The sequence below is a fragment of the Streptomyces sp. NPDC087440 genome (assembly GCF_044744005.1).
GTDB lineage: Bacteria > Actinomycetota > Actinomycetes > Streptomycetales > Streptomycetaceae > Streptomyces.
This window is the reverse complement of record NZ_JBIUXN010000001.1, coordinates 386239-405794: the sequence shown is the minus strand read 5'-3', so window position 1 is coordinate 405794 and position 19556 is coordinate 386239. Positions and strand designations below refer to the sequence as shown.

Here is a 19556-nt window from a genome sequence, read left to right as displayed (position 1 = left end):
CCGGGAAGCGGGACCCGGCACACGTTGAAGCGGGGCTCGGCACACGGTGAAGCGTGACCCGGCACGCCTGGAAGCGGGACCCGGCACACGGTGAAGGGGCACCCGGCACACGTTGAAGGGGGAACCGACAGTGTCCGCACATGTCCTCACCACGCCCGCATCACGACGACGGCTGCTCGTCACCCTGCTGGTCGTCGTCCTGTTCCGCCTCGGCCAGCACCTGCCCCTGCCCGGCGTCGACACCGCCGCCCTCGCGGCGACCGACCGCCCCGACGGACAGCTGTACGGCCTCCTCGACCTGCTCACCGGGGGCGGCCTGGCGAACCTGTCCGTCCTCGCGCTGGGCGTCGTGCCGGTCCTCGCCGCGCACTGGCTTACCGCGTTCGCCGGTGTGCTGAGCCCGCGCCTGCGCTCGCTGGCGGAGGCGGGCAGGGCGGGGGAGGCGCGGGTGGCGCTCTACGCCCGGTACGTCGCGGTGCTGCTGGGCGCGGGGCTCGGATACCTGGTCGTACGCAGCACGATCGACGGCCGCCCCCCGCTCGCCGCCACCGACGCGAACGTCCTGCCCGGCACCGGCACCCTCGCGCAGGTCACCCTGGTGGCCTGCCTGGCGGCGGGCACGGCCGTGGTGCTGTGGCTGAGCGCGATCATCACCCGCCACGGCATCGGCGAGGGCCTGACCCTGCTGCTCCTGGTCCAGGTCGCGGCGGTACTGCCCGGCCAGGTGGTGGAGGTGGCCCGCGCACACGGCGGCTGGGCCCTCTTCGTGGCCCCGGTCGTCCTCCTCCTGACCCTGGCACTCGCCACGGCCCTGGTCCTCACCGTCCGCCGCAGTGAGCGCCGCATCCCGATCCAGTACGCGAAACGCATGATCGGCCGCAGGGCGTACGGGGGCACGACGTCGTACGTCCCGATCCGCGGCGGCCGGGGCCGCTTCGGGACGGTCCTGGTGGCCTCCCTGGTCCTGCTGCTGCCCGCGCCGCCGATGCCGTGGCTGGTGGTGGCGTACGCCGTGCTGGTCTTCTTCGGCGCGTACGTGCGCGGCATCCTGGACCTCAACGTCGTGGAGGTCACGGACAAGCTGAAGCGCGAGGGGGCGTTCGTCCCGGGCATCCGGCCGGGGCGGCCGACCGCCGAGTACCTCGGGTACATCCACCCCCGGATCACCCTGGTCGGGGCGCTGGCGACGACGGTGGCCGCACTGCTGCCGGTCGGAGCGCTCGCCCTGCCCGGTCTGCACGCGGAGGGTGCCGCTTTCGGCGTCACCGCGCTGATCGTCCTCTTCCTGCTCGCGGACAGCGGATCACCGGCTCTCCGCACGCCCCGCCCGTGACCTTCATCCCGTCGGCCGAGAACGCCAAAACCCTTGCCCACAAAGCTTCCTGACGTACCGTGAGGCAACGCGGCAGCTGCCGCGCAACCCCTCTCCACAAGGAGGCCCCCGTGGACGACCGCACCGGCGCCCAGCCCCCGCCCGGGACCTCACCGGGGGGTCGTGACATCGCGGGGATCTTCCGTGACATCGACACCTTCGACCCCGACAAGTTCGTCGCCCACCTCACCGACGACGTCGTCTTCCGCTTCGCCAACGCCCCCGAGCTGACCGGCCGCGAGGCGGTCCGCGAGGGCGTCGCCGCCTTCTTCGCCACGATCGACGGACTCTCCCACGACGTCCGCGCCACCTGGGAGTTCGGCGACACGGTGATCGTCCAGACCGAGGTCACCTACACCCGCAAGGACGGCAAACAGGTCACGGTCCCCAACGCGGACATCCTCACCTTCCGCGACGACAGCGCCAGCACCTGGCGCATCTACATCGACCTCACCCCGGTGTACGCCGCATAGCACGCGGAGTGCCGCTGCCGCCCGGGGAGCCCGCCCGGGCGGCAGCGGAGTGCGGGGGACGGGGGAGGTCAGACTCCGGCGACGGAGCGGATCCAGGAGCGGTAGGCGGTGACGTTCGTGTAGGCGGTGGTGGTCTGGCGGTCGCTGGTGGAGGCGACGCCGACCTGGAGGCCGTTGGCGTTCATCGGGCCGCCCGAGTCGCCGCCCGCGGTGATGCCGTTGCCCCGGCGGGCGCAGATCGCCGAGCCGCCGTAGGCGTCGGTGCAGCCGTCCGTGACGGTCACGTTGGCGACCTTCAGGAGGCGGGACTGGCAGTTGATCTCCGAGCCGCACTGGGAGGTGGCGCCCCAGCCGTAGACCTGGACGCTCTGGCCGACCGTCACCGAACCCGGCTGGCCGAGCCGGGCGTAGGTGCCGGAGACCGACCGGTCGAGGCGGACGAGCGCCAGGTCGGCGCTGTTGGTGTAGGTCTGGACGCCGTTGGCGGTGGTGCCGCCGCTGTGCTGGTCGAGGCTGCCGATGCGGAAGGAGAGGCCGCCGCCCGAGACGCAGTGCTTGGCGGTCAGGATCCAGGTCGGCGCGATGATCGTCGCGGAACAGGTCTCTCTGCCGTTGGAGAAGAGCCGCGCCGCCCAGGGCGCGTTCGACGCGTAACCGCCGCCGATGATCGGCTGGGTGCCCGTGGCGGCCGGGGCCGGGGCGGCGGACGCGGTGGGGGACATCAGGGCGACGACGGAGACGGCGGCGGCGAAGGCGGCGGGCACTAAGCGGGACATGCGGGATATGCGGGCTGTCTTCATGGTTCCTCGTTTCGGGGGACACGCTGAGGTGCGTGTGTCGTGTGGGGGCTGACGGCCCCAGCGTGCCGAAACGAGGAGGTCACGGGTACTAGCGACTGGGCATAACGCGCGCTTGTGCCCTCACCGTCGGCCGCTTCGCGCAGAGGTAGGGGCGGGCCAGGCCCAGCCCCGTGGCGGTCAGCACGATGCCGAAGTACACCGGCGCCAGGTGGAGGAAGTCGGTGTAGTGGATCGTGCCGTGCACGAACACCGCCGGCAGGAATCCGGCCGCCCCCGCCCCGGCCAGGCTCCAGAACACCCAGGCCTCACCCCGCCGCCAGCCCCACGCGCTGAGCAGCACGATCGCCACCGCCGCCGACATCAGCGCACCGCCGAACCCGGCCCGGTCGTGCGCGATGAACGGTACGAGCCGGGGGCTCACCCCCTCCAGTGCCTGCGCGGTGGTCCCCAGGTACGTCAGGTCGCTCGGTACGAACACGCCGGTCAGCCCGACCACCGAGATCACCGCCCCGCCGACGAACAGCCCCGCCCCCGTGACGATCAGCAGCAACTGGCCCACCAGCGCCCGCCGCCGCTCCCGCTCCGGCCCCTCCGGAACCGGCTCCCACCGGGGCGCGCACGGTACCCGGCGGACCCCCAGCACGAACATCGGGAACAGCACGAGCGCCGTCGCCGTGTGCAGCGGCTCCACGAAGCCGGTGGCCAGGAAGTAGAAGAGGGTCGGGAAGCCGATCGCCCCCGACACCAGGTAGACCTCGCGCGCCCAGGCCCGGCCGCGCCTGATCCCGCCCCAGGCGAGGCCCGAGTAGAGGCTGCCGATCGCCACCATCGTGCCCGCCATGGTGATCCGGTCGTGCTGGAGGAAGTGCACCAGGTGGTGGTTGGCGGCGTGCAGGTCGTCCAGCGTCAGGCCGAGGAAGTCCCGGTCGTACCAGAGCAGTACGGGACCGAGCGTGATCACCGCCGCGCCGAACCCGGCACCGATCATGCCGAGCCCGACGAGCAGCGCCCACCACCAGGCGGGCCACCGGCGCGGGTCCCGGCCGAGGTCCCGCAACCCCGGGGCGGGCGCGGTGGGCGTGGCCGCCTCGGCGACCCGCTGGAACCAGCCGGGCCCGGCCGCCACCAGCACCTCGGGGCGGGCGAGCACGACGACGTCCGGCGCGGCGGGCGCGGACGCTTCCGTGAGCGCGGGGGCCGCGGAGGTTTCCGTGAGCGTGCCGGTCACGGACGGCCCCGTGAGCGCGTCGGCCGCGGCCGTCACGGACGGGTTGGACGTGCGGACCACGCGCGGGTCGTCGCCGCGCGTGAACCCGTCTACGTACGGCCCGAGCGCGGCCGCCACCTCCGGGTCGTCCGTGCGGACGACCACGGGGACCGACCGGCCGAGCGCCGCCTCGCGCACGGCCCCCACGTCCGCCGCGCGGACGTCCGCCACCTCCACGACACCGGCCCCCAACGGCGCCATGGCGCGGACCGTTTCGCGGGCGAGCGCGGGCGGCACCGAGATCCCCACCCGTACGGTCACGGGCACGCCCGCGACCTCCCCGGCCAGGCTCGCGTGCGGGTGGCGGTGGCCGAACCCCCGGGCGATCAGCCGCGCCCCGGCGGGCCGGGAGCCGACCGAGGCCAGCAGCCGCAGCGCGGTCCGCTGCGAGCGGCGCCGCCCGACGACGGCGGCGGCCAGGCCGCGCAGCGGGTGATACGTCCAGTCCGGCATCAGGGTCTCGCGCTCATCGTTCGCACGCCTCTCAGGGGCATTCGGGCTTCGTTACGGTCATGGGGGCGCCCGGTGACACACCACCGGCCCGCGCGGTCACGGGGCCACGCGCTCACACCCGGTCGCCCGGTGCCGTCCAGTCGAGCACCGGTGTCATGGAGCGCAGCGTCGCCCGCATCGGCGTCAGCCGGGCGGCCGTGTCGCGCAGCAGCACCGCGGGCGGCCACGACAACTGCCCGATCGTGCCCAGCCGGGCGGAACGCCGCGCGACCGCCTGGGCCCTGGGGCGGCGCACCAGGTCGTACGCGCGCAGCCCCCGGGCAGCGTCCCCACCGCCGTCGAGGCAGTGCGCGAGGGTGACCGCGTCCTCCAGCGCCTGGCACGCGCCCTGGCCCAGGTTGGGCGTCATGGCGTGGGCCGCGTCACCGACCAGCGCGACCCGCCCGCGCACGAAGGAGGGCAGCGGCGGCAGGTCGTACAGGTCGTGCCGGAGCACGGCGTCGGCGGGCACGGCCGCCAGCAGCGCGGGAATCGGGTCCGGCCAGGAACCGAACCGGCGCAGCAGTTCGGCGTACGGGGAGGAGCCCGGGGAGCCGCCCCCCTCCGGCACGGTCGCCGTCGCGAAGCAGTACATCCGCCCGCCCGGCAGCGCCGTGAAGCCGAACCGCTCCCCGCGCCCCCAGGTCGCCGCCCCCTCGGCGGGCGGCCCGGCCAGGGGGCCGGTGACCGTGCGCCACGCCGTGTACCCGGCGTACCGGGGACCGGCCGCCGTCGGCCACAGCGTGCGCCGGACCGCACTGCGCAAACCGTCCGCGCCGACCACGAGGTCCGGCCGGGAGACGCCCGCGCGGTGCTCGACCACCGGCCGGTGCTCCGGGTCGCGGATCGCGGTGACCTCCGTGCCCGGCCGCAGGCAGTCGGCGGGCAGCGCCTCGGCGAGCACCCGCAGCAGATCCGCCCGGTGCAGGACCAGCAGCGGATGCCCGAAGCGGCGCGCGACCTCCGCGTTGTCCGTACGGGACAGCCAGCGGCCCCGCAGGTCGCGCACACCGCCCGTGGCCTCGACGGCGCCGAGGGCCCGCACGGCGTCGGCCAGGCCGAGCGCCGCCAGGGCGTGCAGCGCGTTCGGCCACAGCGAGATCCCGGCGCCGATCTCGGTGAACTCCGGGGCCCGCTCCAGCACTTCGACGCGCCAGCCACGGCGGTGCAGGGCGAGGGCGGTGGCGAGTCCGCCGATGCCGCCGCCGACGATGGTCGCAGCGCGCTGCGGCATGGGTCCTCGCTCGGTCGTCGTGTTCCGTCCCGGTACGGTACCGACCCGCCCGCACGGCCCCCGTCCGCCCCCTACCGGCAGGCGCGCTCAGAGCGTGGCATGCAGGACGCACGTGTCGTCGTGCCGGGAGTCCGGCCTGACCAGGGCGTCCAGGATGCGCGTGCTGCCCGCGTGCCGTGCGGCGGCGCGCGCGAGGCGCTCCAGGCCCTCGTAGATGTCCCGGCCCGGCACCTCGACCAGACCGTCCGTGAACAGGAACAGGTGGTCGCCGGGCAGCAGCTGGAGGGTGGCCTCCTCGTACACGGGGACCGCCATCGCGCCGAGCAGGATGCCCCGGGGGACCGGCAGGTAGCGCGGCTGACCCGCGCGCAGCAGGAGGGGCGGCAGATGCCCGGCCTGCACCCAGGTGAGCCGGGCGGTGGCGGGATCGTACCGGCCCATGATCATGGTGGCGGTGCCGTAGTTCCGCCCGGAGGTGTGCATCAGCAGGGTGTTCAGCCGGGTGAGGATCTCGGGCAGGGGAGTGCCGGTGATGGCCATGCCCTTGGCGACGAAGCGCAGCTGGGCCATGGTGGCGACCGCGTCCAGGCCGTGCCCCGCGACGTCCCCGACGACCAGCAGGGCGCTGCCGTCGGGGAGCGCGATGGCGCTGTACCAGTCGCCGCCGACGTTGAGCCCCTCCTGCAAGGGGTGGTACGCCACGTCCACGGTCAGCCCGGCCAGGCTCAGCGACTGCTGCGGCAGCGGCAGCAGGGCGTGCTGGAGGCGGGCGGCGAGTTCCTTCTCGGCGGCCAGCAGCCCGCGCTGGGCGGACGCCGCCTGCTGGTGCTCCAGCACCTCCTGCGCGGCCCGGTGCATCCCGGTGCGGTCCTGGAAGAAGCCGTGCACCTCCACCGGCACGCCCGCCACGTCGAGTTCGGCCTCCGCGACGATCCGCACGTGCCGCACCTCGCCGTCCGGCCGGACGATGCGGAACGTGTGGTCGACCGTGCTGCCCCCGCCCAGCAGGTGCCGCACGGTCTCGCCCACCCCGGGGAGGTCCTCCGGGTGGACGTGGGCGGGCAGTTCCTCCAGCGTCATCGGGCCCAGCGCGCGGTCGCGGCCGAAGACCGCGAAGACCTCGTCCGACCAGGTGATCTCGTCGAGGACCAGGTTCCAGTCCGCCCACCCCATCCCGGCCAGCCGCTGCATCACCGCCAGGCGGCGCTGCTCGCGCTCGCCGGTGTCCAGCCGTACCCAGGAGACGATCAGCCCGCCCCGGCAGGCCGCCGCACGCACCGCGAAGCGCGACCGGCGGGGGATTCCGGCGAGCACCTCCTCGTACTCGAACGGCTCCCCCTCATAACGGCCGCCGCTCTCCAGCGCCGTGAGGTACCCGCGCCACAGGTCGCTGCCGACCACCGTGGGGTACGTCTCCACCACGCTGAGGCCGACCATCTCCTTGCCCCGGCGGCCGCCGATGTCGACCGCATCGGGTGAAGCGGCCTCCACCCGGAAGTCGACGACGGTGCCGTCCTGTCCGGGGACGGGTGTCAGGTACGTGGCGGAGCCGGGCAGCCCGTTCAGGATCTCCTGCACCGCAAAGGACGGTACGGACAGCGCCTGTTCGTCGTCCGCGGCGGATGCCCGGGGCACGAGGTAGCGGCTGGTGGCGAAGACGTGGTCGCCGTCGACGGCGCCAGGGCCGTCCCCACTCGATGGAGCCGTGGTGGGCTCATCGCGGTCAGTCATGCCTTGAGGATGGCATGCCGCCTCGCGAAGATTCAGCCCTGGGGACGGCGGGCCGGTGCACGCGGCGTCCGCCGGGGATTCACTGCGGGACGGCGTACCGCTCGGCGATCGCGGTGATGGTCGCCCGGTCGACGCGGGTGCCCCCCTGGAGGGCGGCCAGGGTGGCCGTGCAGATGTCGATCGTGGTGGCGCAGAAGGCGTGCACCGGACCGGCGGGGACGGACGCGGTGTAGGCCTGCGCTGCGGGCAGGTGGCGGCGCACGTAGCGGCACATGTCGTCCGTCGTCCAGCCGTCGGGGAAGAAGTCGATGCCCCGCGCGAGGTCGTCGGCGCGGTTCCAGGCGATGTTCGCGGCCTGCACGGCCCTCCCGAAGGCCACCGCCCCCTGCTTGGACGTGACGATTCCGCAGTGCCAGGTCCACAGGTCGGAGAGCGTGATCCCGATGGAGCAGGAGACGGCGAAGGTGTACCGGTCGAGGTCGGACGCGTCACGGACCCGGAAGTCCGCCCGCACCCAGTCCGCCATCCGGTCGGCGAGCGCCGCCAGCGCGTCCCACAGGCGCGGCGCGATCTCGCGCCCGGGAAGCGCGACCGCCCAGTCGTAGAACCGGGTGGTGACGGGTGCCAACCGGTCGCGGTACGGGGCGAACAGCCGGTCGGTGTCGGCCCGGGTGAAGGCCTCCTGCTGGAGGAGCCGGCTCACACCCTGGAGCAGTTCGACCTTGGCCTCGGGCGCGAGTTCCGGGTGGTCCTCGATCTCGTCGACCGCGCGGTTGGCGAGGTAATAGAGCGCCACCGTTTCCCGCAGTTCACCGTCCAGCCTCATAATAGGAAGAAAGAACGTCCTGCTGTTTTCCTGAAGGCTTGTGAAGACTTCCGAGGTGAGCATTGTCATCCGCCTCATGGTGCCGGGAGACCGCGTGGGTGACGCGGTGAAGTCCCGCTGAAACAGGCGGTCTTGCACCGCCCGGGAATTTCCGGCACATCCTAGCGGTGTCGCGCGGTCTCGCATTCCGCCGAACGGGACGCGCGAAACGGGGAATTCGGCGGGCACACACGTAACGCGGTCCAAAATCGCGGCAGTTGACGTGCGACGGCATGTCCTTCGATCGAGTGTTTCTCGCGGACCGGGAGTGGTGTGCCCTTTCCCGCGCCCCGTACGGCATTCCGCCGTGGCGGCCCGGAGAACCTCCCCCTTCCCCGCGCGGGGCGGGCCGGCGGGAGCCGGTACGTTGCGCCCCTGCCGCGCCGCCACGACGGCCGTGACGACACCCCCCCCGCCGCACCACGTTGCACCCCACCGCAGGAGACACCGCGTGACTGACCGTCGACTTCCCGGCCCCGGCTCGCTCAGCTGGAAGTACCTGGGCCAGGCGAGGATGCTCCTCGTCACCGGCCGGGCCCTGGTCCTGGAGGCCGCGCTGCCCGCGGGCGGAGCGGCGCTCGCCCGGCACTCCACCTACCGGACCCGCCCGCTGCGCCGCCTCGAACTCACCCTCGACAGCCTCCAGCGCCTCACCTACGGCGACGAGGACACCCGGGAGCGCGAGGTCGCCCGCATCCGCCGCGCACACCGGCACATCAACGGCACGGACGAGCAGGGCCGACCGTACGACGGCCTCGACGACACCAGCCGCGCCTGGATCATGCTGACCCTCTTCGACGCCATGGTGACGATGGAACGGCTCGGCGGGAAGCCGCTCGCCCCCGCCGACGAGGCGCGCCTGTACGACGAGTGGCGGACGGTGACGCTCGCCTTCGGCATCGGCGAGGACACGATCCCCGCCGACCTGGCCGCCCACCACACGTACTTCGCCCACATGGTGGAGGAGGGCCTGGAGGACAACCCCGAAGTCCGCCACCTCCTCGGGGCGCTGTACGCCTCCGTCCGGCGCCCGCCCTTCCTGGCCCGGTGCCCCGCCCCCGTGTGGGAGGCGCTGGTGAAGGTGGGGGCGGTGGTGATGGGCAGCGTGCTGCGCGCGGACCTCCCGGCCCCGTACCGCGCCCGGCTGGGCCTGCGGGCGGGGCGGGGCGACCGGGCCGCGTCGTGGCTGCTGCACCGCACCGCCGCACTGCTCATGGCTGCCCTCCCTCTCGCGTACCGCTACCTGCCGCTGGCCTCGGCCGCGCTCCGGGGCGGCCCGCTGGAGCCCCGGGCGGCGCGGCGGCCGCTGCCGGTGCAGCGCGGCGGCGGTGCCGAGGACCCGCGTCCGGTGCGGGTCGGCCGGTTCTTCGACGACGTGCTCGACCAGACCGGCGACGGCTTCATCACCCGGGAGGACCTCCAGGCGATGGTCCGGACCGTGTGCTGGCACCAGGACCTCACGGACGACCGGGAACAGCAGGTATACCGGGCGTTCGACGCGTGGTGGGAGCAGCTCGCCGCCATGGACGGCGACGGGGACGGCCGGGTCTCGCGGGACGAGTTCGTCACGGGGACGCTCACGGACCAGGACCGCACCCCCGACCACGTCCGCGAGGGCCTCCCGCACGCCATGGGCGCCCTCTTCGACGTCGCCGACGTCGACGGCGGCGGCCAACTGGACATGACCGAATACCGCAGGCTCTTCGGCTCCAAGCTCCACCCGGCGGACCTCAACCGGGGCTTCCAGGAACTCGACGCGGACGGCGACGGCGAGATCAGCCGCGCCGAATTCCTCGCCGCCCTCACCGACTTCTTCACCGCCCGCTCCACGACCCCTACCGGGACCCACCTTTTTGGCCGCTGACCCGCCTGAGGCCGATGAGGGCCAGGGCGAGGAGGGCGGCCAGGGAGGTGGCCGCGACCAGCCACATCGCTGCCTGGGTGCCGTCGGTGAACATGCGCTGGAACACCCCCGTGACGTCGGCCGGGGACAGTGCGGTGTGCTCGGTGAGCAGTGCGGTCGCGCGTGACGGGTCGGCCACCGCCTCGTCGGCCCAGGGGCCGGCGGGGGCGTGGCCGGAGAGCGCCGAGGTGAGGCTCGCGGAGGCCTGGGTGCGGTAGAGGACGACACCGACGGCGAGACCGATCGCGCCGCCGAGGTTGTGGAAGGTCCAGGAGGCGCCCATGGCGAGTCCGGCCTGGCGTTCCGGTACGGAGGAGAGGGCCGAGACGGTCGCCGGGCCGAGGACGCAGGCCCAGGCCACCCCCATCAGCGCGAGCGCGGCGACCAGGAGGGGGAGGGGGACGCCGGCGGTGAGGCGGGTGAGGAGCAGGGCCGAGACGGTGAACGCGGTGAAGCCCGTGACCAGGAGTTTCCTGGGGCCGAAGCGGTCGGTGAGGCGGCCCGTGAAGGGGGAGAGGGCGGCCATCACCGCGGTGCAGGGCAGCAGCATCGCGCCGGTCGCGTAGCCGTCGTACCCGCGCACCAGGGCGAGATAGAGGGGCAGCAGGAAGAGGACCGTGGTGTAGAAGCAGGCCAGGGCGAAGTCCGAGACGATCGCGGCGAGGAAGGCCGGGGCACGGAAGAGCCGGAAGTCGATGAGGGGTTCGGCCGTGCGCCGCTCGACGACGGAGAAGGCGACGAGGGTGAGGAGGGCCGCCGCCAGGAGTCCGAGCGTCGCCGGGCTCGACCAGCCCCAGGTGCCGCCGAGCGTGAAGGCGAGCACCACGGCGGGGATGCCGATGCTGAGGAGTACGAGTCCGGGCAGGTCGAGGCGGGCGGTGGCCTGCTCGTTGCGGGATTCGCGGACGCTGAAGGAACACAGGGCCAGGGCGAGGGCGACCAGCGGGACGTTGATCCAGAACACCCACTGCCAGCCGAGCGCGGAGACGATGACGCCGCCGAGGAGGGGGCCGATGGCGAGGCCGACGCCGTTGACCCCGTACAACGCGCCGATGGCGCGGCCGCGTTGGGAGGCGGGGAAGGCGTTCTGCACGATGGCGCCGGTGGAGGTGTACAGGATCGCCCCCGCGGCCCCCTGGAGGAACCGGAAGGCGATCAGCCAACCCGTGCTCGCGGAGAAGCCCGCGCCGAGGGAGGCCAGGCCGAAGACGACGGCGCCGATGTAGAGGATGCGGCGCCGGCCGTACGAGTCGGCCAGCCGGCCCATCGTCACCATGAACATGGACAGGGCGACGATGAAGACGTTGACGATGAGCTGGAGATCGGTGACGGACGCGCCGAGTTCCGTCTGGATGCGGGGGGCGGCGGTGTTGACGATGGTGAGGTCGATACAGCCGAGGAAGCTGATGAGGCCCACTCCGGCGAAGGCCCACCATTTTCGGTCCGGGGAGGGCTTTTCGGCGGTGGCCGGTCGGGCGGTGGGGGTGGTGGGTGTCGTCACGGCGGTCGTGTCCTCTGGTACCGCTGCCGGTACCGGTTCGTGGTGGGGGGCGGGGACGTGGGGGGCGGGCGGAGCCGTGCCGGATCAGCCGGGAACGACCGCCCGCTTCTTGAACCTGAGGGAAAGCCAATTTCCCTTCCCGGTGTACGCCTCGCTGACGAAGAGCTTCTGGGTCTCGGCCATGGCGGCCGTCATCGGCTGCGGGTAGACGACGTAGTCGTATCCCTGGTGGGCCCACATCGGCATGATGATGGGGCATTCCTCGATGAGGTATTCCCGGCATCCACGGAAAGCGGATTCGACGTCGGTTCCGGGATCGCGCGCCGTCATCCGGTCGATGAATTTCCCGATGGTGGAATCCACCGCCCGCCGGTAATCGGGATTGTTCTCGTACGCCTCCTCGACGAGCTGCCTGAATTGGGTGTACTGCGGGTCGTGAAGTGCCGCGTCCCACCGGAGGATCTGGTGGGGCACGGTCAGGCCGCCGAGCGTCTTGGCGTTCCGCTCCAGCCAGTCGTCGCCCTCCCGCAGGGAATCGGCGTAGGCCTGCTCGGGCGGCAGGTGGTGGCGGTTGGAGCGCTGGAGGGTGTCGGCGACCGCGACGGTCACTTCCCTGAAGCGGCTGCGGTTGAGGAGTTCCACGGTCGCCCGCAGCTTGTCGCCCTCGTGGTAGCGCTGGCCGACGCTCACCAGCAGGACGCAGCGGGTGCCGTCGAGCGTGAGCTTCTTGGCGGCCTCGCCGAAGTTCGCCTTGGTGCGGCCGTCGATGATGTGGTTGCTGCAGTTGCTCATGGCCGCCCTCAGCTCCACAGGGCCAGCGGCCGGTCGGGTCCGTAGAACCCGAGGAAGTGCCCGAGCGTGACCCGCGGCTCGTCGCTGGAGGGCCGGACGGCGTGGATCTGGCGGGGGTTGAGCAGCAGGAGGTCGCCCGGCTCGGGCTTGATCACTTCCTTGGGAGGGCCGAGCTGATCGCGTTCCAGGCCCCAGACGCGCTCGCCCTTCAGCTCGTTGTAGGCGTCCTCGCCGGGCTCGGTGCCCCACAGTTCGAGCTCGCCGCCCTGCCGGGGGATGTTGAGGTAGATGTTGGCGGAGAGCTGGGCGGCGAGCCGGTGCGTGCCGTCGGCCGGAAGGTTGCGCTCCAGGGCGTCGGTGTGCGGGTTGAGGTCCACGCCCTTGTCCTGGAACCGGCAGATGCCGATGAATGCCTTGCGTCCGGCGATGTCGAGGAGGGAGGCCCCGGCGTTCCACGCCTCGTCGACGACCGCCCTGAAGGTGTCGCTGGGCGACGCGTAGGGGGCGAAGAGGTCGCGCATCCGCTGGATGTTGTCCCGCGCCTGCGCGTGGTAAAGGTCCCGCGAGGCCTCGTCGCTGATCTCGGAGTAGGCGAATCCGATGCGCTGGAAAGAGGTGTCCTGACTCAGCCCGCCCTTTTCGGGGTGGTCGATGACTTTCTCGCGCGCTGCGGCGACGACGTCTTCGGGTACGAATCCCGGCACATGGATGGCGAGTGCCGTGCCCTCGACGAGTCCGAGGATGTCTTCGTGGGATATCTGGCGTGCAGTCTTTCGGGTAAGGATCTGCATGATTCTCCAGCTGATAGGCGCCCCGGCCGGTGCCTGCTATTTCAGCAATGCACCCGCCAACTTCCATGCCTACTACACACACTGGTCTTGGCTGTGGGCAACCAATTCGCATTCCGTGCAATGAGGAGTTCATGATCGGGGAGAAATTCAGCCGCAGCGCGCGGCCCGCTCACGGGGCTTGATCCACCCCCTCACCGGCCGCCGCACGCCTTGGCGATGCGGGGTGCAGCGGGCGCGTATGGCCGAAACGGCACGCTCTGGCGGGAAGCGGCCTGGCTTGATCCTGCCGGTGGAGGTCCGCCCGCGCGTGCCGGGTACGCCTGTTGGCGGCGGGGCACGGGGCCCGTCGCTCCCCCCGTCCCCTTGGGTGGCGGGGCCGCCCTTCCCCCTTCCCCCGAGCCCCCTTGGGCGGCGGGGCCGCCCCCCGGGGGCGGGACGGGCGGGCAAGGGGGCGGCCCGCCCGACACCGGCCCCGCCCGGTTCTGGCCCTCTCGCCCCCGGCCCACCCCCACACGGGCCCGAGGCCAAGCCCCACGCCGGACGCCCGTCCAAAGAGGCCCCGGCCCACCCTCGTACCGGCCCGCGTCGGCCCCGCCCGAGGCCCCTCAGCTCCCCGAACTCTCCAAGTTCTCCCGTACCTTCGCAATGGCGAACCCCCACCCCTGCTGCACCGTCGGCTTCGCCGGTACCGCGATCTCCTCGGGGTTCGTCAGCACGTCCAGCAGCACGGGCCCCGGCTCCGCGAAAGCCCGCCGCACCCCCTCCGCCAGCTCCTCCGCCCCCGAGACTCGGATGCCCGTGATGCCCAGCGCCTGCGCGACCGCCGCGAAGTCCGGGTTGTCCAGCACCGTGCCGAACTCCGGCAGCCCCGCCTGCTCCTGCTCCAGCTTGACCATCCCCAGCCGCTGGTTGTCGAAGACGACGAGCTTCACCGGCAGCCGCTCCGACCGGATGGTCATCAGATCGCCGAGCAGCATCGACAGGCCCCCGTCACCGCAGAACGCGACGACCTGCCGGTCCCGGTCCAGCAGTTGCGCCCCGATCGCCTGCGGCATGGCGTTGGCCATCGAACCCAGGTTGTACGAGCCGAGCAGCCGCCGCGCTCCCCGCATCTCGACGAACCGGGACAGCCACACCGTCGCCATGCCGGTGTCCGAGGTGAACACGGCGTCGTCCGCCGCCACTTGGTCGATCGCGGCGGCCAGCGCCTCCGGCCGCACGAGGTGCGAACGGTTGTCCAGCGCGGAGCGCATCCTGCCCAACAGCCCCCGGTCGTGCCCGGGTTCGGCAAGCCGTGCCTGGCCCTCCTTCCAGTGCAGGAACTTCTTCCGGGCGGACTCCAGGTGCCCCCGGTCCTCGCGCGCGTCGATCCGCTCCAGGAGGCCTCGTACCGTAGGACCCACATCCGCGGCCAGCCCCACGTCCACCGGCACCCGCCGCCCGATGTGCTCCGCCACCCGGTCCACCTGGACGACCTTCTTGCCCTCCGGATACCAGTCCCGGTACGGGAAGTCGGTGCCCAGCAGGACGAGCGTCTCCGCGTGGTCCATCGCCCAGGCGGCGGCCGGATTGCCGATCAGCCCGGTCTGGCCGACCTGGTACGGGTTGTCGCCCTCGAAGCCCTCCTTCGCCTTGAGCGTGAGGACCATCGGCGCGCCCAGCCGCTCGGCCAGCGCCAGCACGTCCGCGCGGGACTCGCGGGCGCCGCGCCCCACCAGGAGCGTGACGTCGCCGCTGTCGTTGATCAGGCGCGCCGCCTCGTCGAGGGCCGGGTCGTCGGGGCGGTTGCCGGAGCCGACGAGGGACAGCCGCAGCGGCCGGTCGGCGGGCAGCTCCTGGTCGCCGATGTCGCCGGGCACGGTCAGGACGGCCACCCCGCGCCGCCCGATGGCGTGGCGGACGGCGACCTCCAGCAGGCCGGGCAGCTGTTCGGGGGAGGTGACGGTGGCGCGGAAGACGGCCACGTCCTTGAACAGCAGGTCGTTGTCGACCTCCTGGAAGTAGTCGGTGCCGACCTCGGCCAGCGGCACCTGCCCGGCGATCGCCAGCACGGGCGTGCCGCTCTTGGCCGCGTCGTACAGCCCGTTGAGGAGGTGGACGGCGCCCGGCCCGACCGTACCCATGCACACCCCGATCGTGTCGCTGAGCTGCGACTGCGCCCCGGCGGCGAACGCGGCGGCCTCCTCGTGCCGACAGCCCACCCAGGACACGGACTTCGAGGTCCGGATGGCGTCGGTGAGCGGGTTGAGCGCGTCGCCGACGACCCCGAAGACGTGCTGGACGCCCAGCTCCTCCAGGGTGTCCGCGAAGAGCCGGCCAACGGTGCGAGCCATAGTTCGAATTCCTTTCCGCAAGCGAATCTGCAAACAAATCTGCCAACGTATCTGCCAACGAGACCTGCACCTGAGTCCGCGTCACGGGACCCGCGGTCCCCACGGCCCGGTCAGAAGTCGAAGGTGTCCGGGTCCGCGGCCTTCCAGTCCGCCGCCCAGCCCGGCGGCGGGTCCTGCGTCAGCTGTCCGGGTGTCAGCCACTCGTACAGTTCCGCGTACGAGCGGAAGTCGTCCGCGTCGGTGGCGCGCCGCCGGATCAGGTGCGGGCCCAGCTCGCCCGGATCGCGCACCCCCATCGCCGCCATGATCTGCAAGGCACTGGCGACCGTCGCCCCTTGGAAGCGGTGCACCCGCTCGGCCTTGTCGGGGACGACCAGGGCGCGGGCGCGGCGCGGGTCCTGGGTGGTGACGCCGGTGGGGCAGCGGTTGGTGTGGCAGCGCTGGGCCTGGATGCAGCCGACGGCGAACATCATGGCGCGGGCGGCGTTGGTCCAGTCGGCGCCCATCGCGAGCCGTTTGACGATGTCGGCCCCGGTGGCGACCTTCCCGCTCGCGCCGATCCGGATGCGGTCGCGCAGCCCGGCGCCGACCAGGGCGTTGTGCACGGTGATCAGCCCCTCCGTCAGGGGCATCCCCAGATGGTCGGCGAACTCCAGCGGCGCCGCCCCCGTGCCGCCCTCCGCGCCGTCCACCACGATGAAGTCGGGTGTGACGTTCTCCGCGAGCATCGCCTTGCACACGGCGAGGAACTGCACCCGCGACCCCGGGCAGAGCTTGAGGCCCACCGGCTTGCCGTCCGCCAACTCCCGCATCCGCGCCAGGAATCGCACCAGCTCGCGCGGGGTGGAGAACACCCGGTGATACGGCGGCGAGATGACCGTCTCACCCTCCGGAACACCCCGCACCCGCGCGATCTCCGCGTTGACCTTCTCGCCGGGCAGCACCCCTCCTATCCCCGGCTTGGCCCCCTGCGACAGTTTGAGCGAGACGCACTTCACCGCCGGGTGCGCGGCCTTCTCGCGGAACTGCTCGGGATCGAAGCCCCCGTCCCGCGTACGGCAGCCGAAGTACCCCGTCCCGATCTCCCACACGATGTCGCCGCCGGGCCGCAGGTGGTACTCGGAGAGCCCGCCCTCCCCGGTGTCGTGGGCGAAGCCACCACGGGCGGCCCCCGTGTTGAGCGCGAGGACCGCGTTCGCCGAGAGCGACCCGAAGCTCATCGCGGAGACGTTGAGGAGCGCCATGTCGTACGGCTGCGTACAGTCCGGCCCGCCGACCCGCACCCGGGGCGGCGTCCCGGCCGGGTCCACCGGCCGCATGGACGGCACCAGGAACTCGTACCCGCGCCCGTACATGTCCCGCTCGCTGCCGAAGGGCTCCTCGGCGTCGACGCCCTTGGCCCGCTCGTAGACGATGCTGCGGGTGTCGCGGTCGTACGGCCGCCCGTCGAAGCTGCGCTCGACGAAGTACTGCTGGAGCTCGGGCCGGATCGCCTCCAGCAGGAAACGGGCGTGCCCGAGCACGGGATAGTTGCGCAGCACCGAGTGCCGCCGCTGCACGAGGTCGTACGTCCCGACCAGCGCGGCCGCCACGAGCGGCCCGGCAGCGACCCACCACCAGCCCGACACGGCGCAGGCCGCCACCACGGCGGCCACCGCACACAGGACGAGAAGGCCCACGGCCCCGAAACGCTTCATGGCTGATCTGTTAACCGCTCGGGCCCCTCTCATGTCCGCCGACCAGGTGGCACCGCCCCACCGCCGCCGCTGGAGCCCGACGCCCCGCTGCCCGCAGGCCATGTGCCGCACACCCCCTGCCCACGCACGCCGCACCCGTCCGTGCGGCCACGCACAGCCTGCCGGTGCACGCTCCGGGGGAAGCCGACCGAGCCCGCCCCCTCCGCCGTCCGCAGCGGCGCTCGGGTCGCGCATGCTGCCGACCGGGTGGCACGGGCCTCGCATGCGGGTGGCCGGGTGCCACAGGGTTGCCTCCGTACGCCGACAGGGGGCACGTCCATGGGGCGGCGTCCGCTTCGCGACGGGCTGCCGACCAGGTGGCCCGGTGGCCCGGTGGCGATGGGTCACCGCACCTCGCCGGGGGACGCGGGCGAGCCTGCGAGCCGCAGCCCGTCGCGGGCCGAGGGGTGCACGCTGCGCCGGGACCGGGCGGTCGCCCCTGCGGGTGGCCGGGTACCACAGGGGTGCCTCCGTATGTCGTCAGGGGCATGTCCACGGGTCAGTGTCCGCTTCGCGACGGGCCGCCTGGTCGGCAGCCCGGTGGCCCAGTGGCGATGGGGCACCGCACCTCGCCGGGGGACGCGGGTGAGCCTGCGAGCCGCAGCCCGTCGTGGGCCGAGGGATGCGCGCTGCGCCGGGACCGGGCGGTCGCCCCAGCCCGGCTGCCCGTTGGCGTACGTCGAATCGCTCACGCCCCCGGCTGCCACACTGTGGGCCCCGTGCTCCCCGGTGTGGCCTTCCCGCCTTGGCCGGGCCCGGTACGGCACGCGCCGCCCCGGGTGCCCGTTGGTGTACGTCGAATCGCTCACGCCTCTGGCTGCCGCACAGTGGGCCCCGTGCCCCCCGGTGTGGCCTTCCCGCCTTGGCCGGGCCCGGTACGGCACGCGCCGCCCCGGCTCCCCGTTGGCGTACGTCGAAACGCTCACGCCCCCGGCTGCCGCACCGTGGGCCCCCTGCCCCCCCCGGTGCGGCCCTTCCGCCTCGGCCCGGCTCGGTACGGCACGCGCCGCCCCGGCTGCCCGTTGGCGTACGTCGAAACGCTCACGCCCTGGCCGCCACACCGCAGATGCCCCCGCCCCCCGGCACGGCCCGCCCCCGGCTCGACACGGTCCGCGCCGCCCCAGACCCCATGCGCCGCACGCCCCGTACCGGGGCTCCCGCCGGCCCCGACGGCCTCCCGGCAGCCGGTGCCCGCTCCCCCTCACTGCGGTCGTCCGCCGGCGGACACCCCAGCGCGGGCGGTGGTGCGATTCCGCCGCCTCCGGAGCGCCACCCGGGCGCCCACCCCGGACGTCCTCACCGGCGGCGACGGCTACGGCGACGGTGACCCGGCCTCACCGCCCCGCGGCTCCATCGCACCCGCCCCGCACCGCATACCCCAGATACGTGACCACCGGCCTGCCCTCCGGCTCCAGCACCATGTCGACCAGCCCCGGCAGCTGTTCGTCCGTCAGCGTCCCGCGCCTGCGCCCGCGCGCCGCCCGCACCAGACTGCGTACGTCACGCGGCTTGAACGACGACACGTCCCGTACGGACAGACCCACCCGCCCGAGACCCTCGGCCAGTTCCGCCGGGCGGCGCATCCGGCGCGCGGAATACCGGCCGCGCGGCATGATCCGCGTCCCCGGGAAGGTCTGGAACGCACCGAGGTAGACGAGGCGCGACACCGGGGTGCGGTTCACCGTGTCGTAGACGAAGACCCCGCCGGGACGCAGCACCCGTGCCGCCTCCGCGAGGACGGTCCCCGGGCGTTCGGTGATCTCCAGGGTGTCGGCGCAGTACACCAGGTCGAACGAACCCGTCTCCAGGGCGAGTTCCTCGGCAGGCATCGTCACGTATGTGACGCCCGACCCGGTGTGCGCCTCCCGGGCGAGGTCCGTCGCGGCGGGGGAGGCGTCGGCGGCGACCACCTCGAACCCGAGCCGCGCGAGACCCCGGGCCAGTACGCCACGCCCACTGCCGACGACGAGCGCGCGGCCGCCCGGTGCGGCGAGGCCGGACTCCCCGAGGAGGCGCCGCAGATAGTCCAGGCGTACGGACTGGAAGGTCAGGGCGCGGATGTGACGGCCGTCGACCACCGTCCCGGCGACATCGACCGCGATGCGTGGGGTGCGTGCGGCGCGTTGGGTGCGTGCGGTGCGTGTGGTGCGTGCGCTGTGCGCGACGTGCGGGGTGGTGCCCATGGCCAACTCCCTCGACATTCCACATGAGTTCCCTCAAGGAACCTAGCACCGCCGGGTTTCCTCAGGGAACCCGGCGTCGCTAC

14 protein-coding genes are annotated in these 19556 nt (G+C 73.0%); 3 read left to right on the top strand and 11 right to left on the bottom strand.

Annotated features, from left to right (window positions below):
• The first annotated feature begins 130 nt into the window (after positions 1-130).
• Together ACIO3O_RS01635 and ACIO3O_RS01630 are read left to right on the top strand one after the other, a co-directional pair.
• The gene (locus ACIO3O_RS01635; RefSeq protein WP_401740588.1) at positions 131-1333 is read left to right on the top strand and encodes a preprotein translocase subunit SecY; all 1203 of its coding nucleotides are present in this window, start codon (positions 131-133) and stop codon (positions 1331-1333) included.
• A 110-nt stretch (positions 1334-1443) separates the two neighbouring features.
• Positions 1444-1845 carry a nuclear transport factor 2 family protein gene (locus ACIO3O_RS01630; RefSeq protein WP_401740586.1) on the top strand — a complete coding sequence of 134 codons (402 nt, stop codon included), beginning with the start codon at positions 1444-1446 and terminating at the stop codon, positions 1843-1845.
• Between the two features lie 68 nt (positions 1846-1913).
• On the opposite strand, the gene ACIO3O_RS01625 is transcribed toward ACIO3O_RS01630, so the two are convergent.
• The 5 genes from ACIO3O_RS01625 to ACIO3O_RS01605 all read right to left on the bottom strand — a co-directional run bounded on the left by ACIO3O_RS01625 (position 1914) and on the right by ACIO3O_RS01605 (position 8258).
• Entirely contained in the window at positions 1914-2621 is a 708-nt protein-coding gene (locus ACIO3O_RS01625; protein ID WP_401740584.1) for a S1 family peptidase, read from the bottom strand.
• 112 nt (positions 2622-2733) lie between these two features.
• Positions 2734-4365: a hypothetical protein gene (locus ACIO3O_RS01620; RefSeq protein WP_401740581.1), complete on the bottom strand. Its 1632-nt coding sequence runs from the start codon at positions 4363-4365 to the stop codon at positions 2734-2736.
• 112 nt (positions 4366-4477) lie between these two features.
• Positions 4478-5638, bottom strand: coding sequence for an FAD-dependent oxidoreductase (locus tag ACIO3O_RS01615; RefSeq protein WP_401740579.1), 1161 nt, complete (start codon positions 5636-5638; stop codon positions 4478-4480).
• 87 nt (positions 5639-5725) lie between these two features.
• Entirely contained in the window at positions 5726-7369 is a 1644-nt protein-coding gene (locus ACIO3O_RS01610) for a PP2C family protein-serine/threonine phosphatase (RefSeq protein ID WP_401740576.1), read from the bottom strand.
• 79 nt (positions 7370-7448) lie between these two features.
• A complete protein-coding gene (locus tag ACIO3O_RS01605; protein ID WP_401741821.1) occupies positions 7449-8258 on the bottom strand; it encodes a squalene/phytoene synthase family protein in 810 nt (269 codons plus the stop codon).
• Positions 8259-8685: 427 nt separating this feature from the next.
• On the opposite strand from ACIO3O_RS01605, the gene ACIO3O_RS01600 reads away from it, so the two are divergent.
• Positions 8686-10098 (top strand): oxygenase MpaB family protein, encoded by a 1413-nt coding sequence (locus ACIO3O_RS01600; RefSeq protein WP_401740573.1) that lies wholly within the window; start codon positions 8686-8688, stop codon positions 10096-10098.
• Here ACIO3O_RS01600 and ACIO3O_RS01595 read toward each other — a convergent pair.
• The 6 genes from ACIO3O_RS01595 to ACIO3O_RS01570 all read right to left on the bottom strand — a co-directional run bounded on the left by ACIO3O_RS01595 (position 10070) and on the right by ACIO3O_RS01570 (position 19473).
• Positions 10070-11638 carry an MFS transporter gene (locus tag ACIO3O_RS01595; RefSeq protein WP_401740570.1) on the bottom strand — a complete coding sequence of 523 codons (1569 nt, stop codon included), beginning with the start codon at positions 11636-11638 and terminating at the stop codon, positions 10070-10072. The two genes, ACIO3O_RS01600 and ACIO3O_RS01595, sit on opposite strands and share 29 nt — an antisense overlap.
• Before the next feature lie 84 nt (positions 11639-11722).
• Positions 11723-12430: a tRNA-dependent cyclodipeptide synthase gene (locus ACIO3O_RS01590; protein ID WP_401740569.1), complete on the bottom strand. Its 708-nt coding sequence runs from the start codon at positions 12428-12430 to the stop codon at positions 11723-11725.
• 8 nt (positions 12431-12438) lie between these two features.
• On the bottom strand, positions 12439-13221 hold the full coding sequence (locus ACIO3O_RS01585; protein WP_401740566.1) for a 2OG-Fe(II) oxygenase: 783 nt from the start codon (positions 13219-13221) through the stop codon (positions 12439-12441).
• A gap of 605 nt (positions 13222-13826) precedes the next feature.
• The gene (locus tag ACIO3O_RS01580) at positions 13827-15554 is read right to left on the bottom strand and encodes a thiamine pyrophosphate-dependent enzyme (RefSeq protein WP_401740564.1); all 1728 of its coding nucleotides are present in this window, start codon (positions 15552-15554) and stop codon (positions 13827-13829) included.
• 110 nt (positions 15555-15664) lie between these two features.
• Complete coding sequence (locus tag ACIO3O_RS01575; RefSeq protein WP_401740561.1) at positions 15665-17251, bottom strand: FMN-binding glutamate synthase family protein; 1587 nt, start codon at positions 17249-17251, stop codon at positions 15665-15667.
• 1373 nt (positions 17252-18624) lie between these two features.
• Entirely contained in the window at positions 18625-19473 is an 849-nt protein-coding gene (locus ACIO3O_RS01570; RefSeq protein WP_401740559.1) for a class I SAM-dependent methyltransferase, read from the bottom strand.
• Positions 19474-19556 lie beyond the last annotated feature (83 nt).

Excerpts from the sequence above, each read along its gene's own strand:
- ACIO3O_RS01625 (WP_401740584.1), bottom strand. The coding sequence starts at position 2,621 with ATGTCCCGCTTAGTGCCCGCCGCCTTCGCCGCCGCCGTCTCCGTCGTC.
- ACIO3O_RS01620 (WP_401740581.1), bottom strand. The coding sequence starts at position 4,365 with ATGCCGGACTGGACGTATCACCCGCTGCGCGGCCTGGCCGCCGCCGTC.
- ACIO3O_RS01615 (WP_401740579.1), bottom strand. The coding sequence starts at position 5,638 with ATGCCGCAGCGCGCTGCGACCATCGTCGGCGGCGGCATCGGCGGACTC.
- ACIO3O_RS01610 (WP_401740576.1), bottom strand. The coding sequence starts at position 7,369 with ATGACTGACCGCGATGAGCCCACCACGGCTCCATCGAGTGGGGACGGC.
- ACIO3O_RS01605 (WP_401741821.1), bottom strand. The coding sequence starts at position 8,258 with ATGCTCACCTCGGAAGTCTTCACAAGCCTTCAGGAAAACAGCAGGACG.
- ACIO3O_RS01590 (WP_401740569.1), bottom strand. The coding sequence starts at position 12,430 with ATGAGCAACTGCAGCAACCACATCATCGACGGCCGCACCAAGGCGAAC.
- ACIO3O_RS01585 (WP_401740566.1), bottom strand. The coding sequence starts at position 13,221 with ATGCAGATCCTTACCCGAAAGACTGCACGCCAGATATCCCACGAAGAC.
- ACIO3O_RS01580 (WP_401740564.1), bottom strand. The coding sequence starts at position 15,554 with ATGGCTCGCACCGTTGGCCGGCTCTTCGCGGACACCCTGGAGGAGCTG.
- ACIO3O_RS01575 (WP_401740561.1), bottom strand. The coding sequence starts at position 17,251 with ATGAAGCGTTTCGGGGCCGTGGGCCTTCTCGTCCTGTGTGCGGTGGCC.
- ACIO3O_RS01570 (WP_401740559.1), bottom strand. The coding sequence starts at position 19,473 with ATGGGCACCACCCCGCACGTCGCGCACAGCGCACGCACCACACGCACC.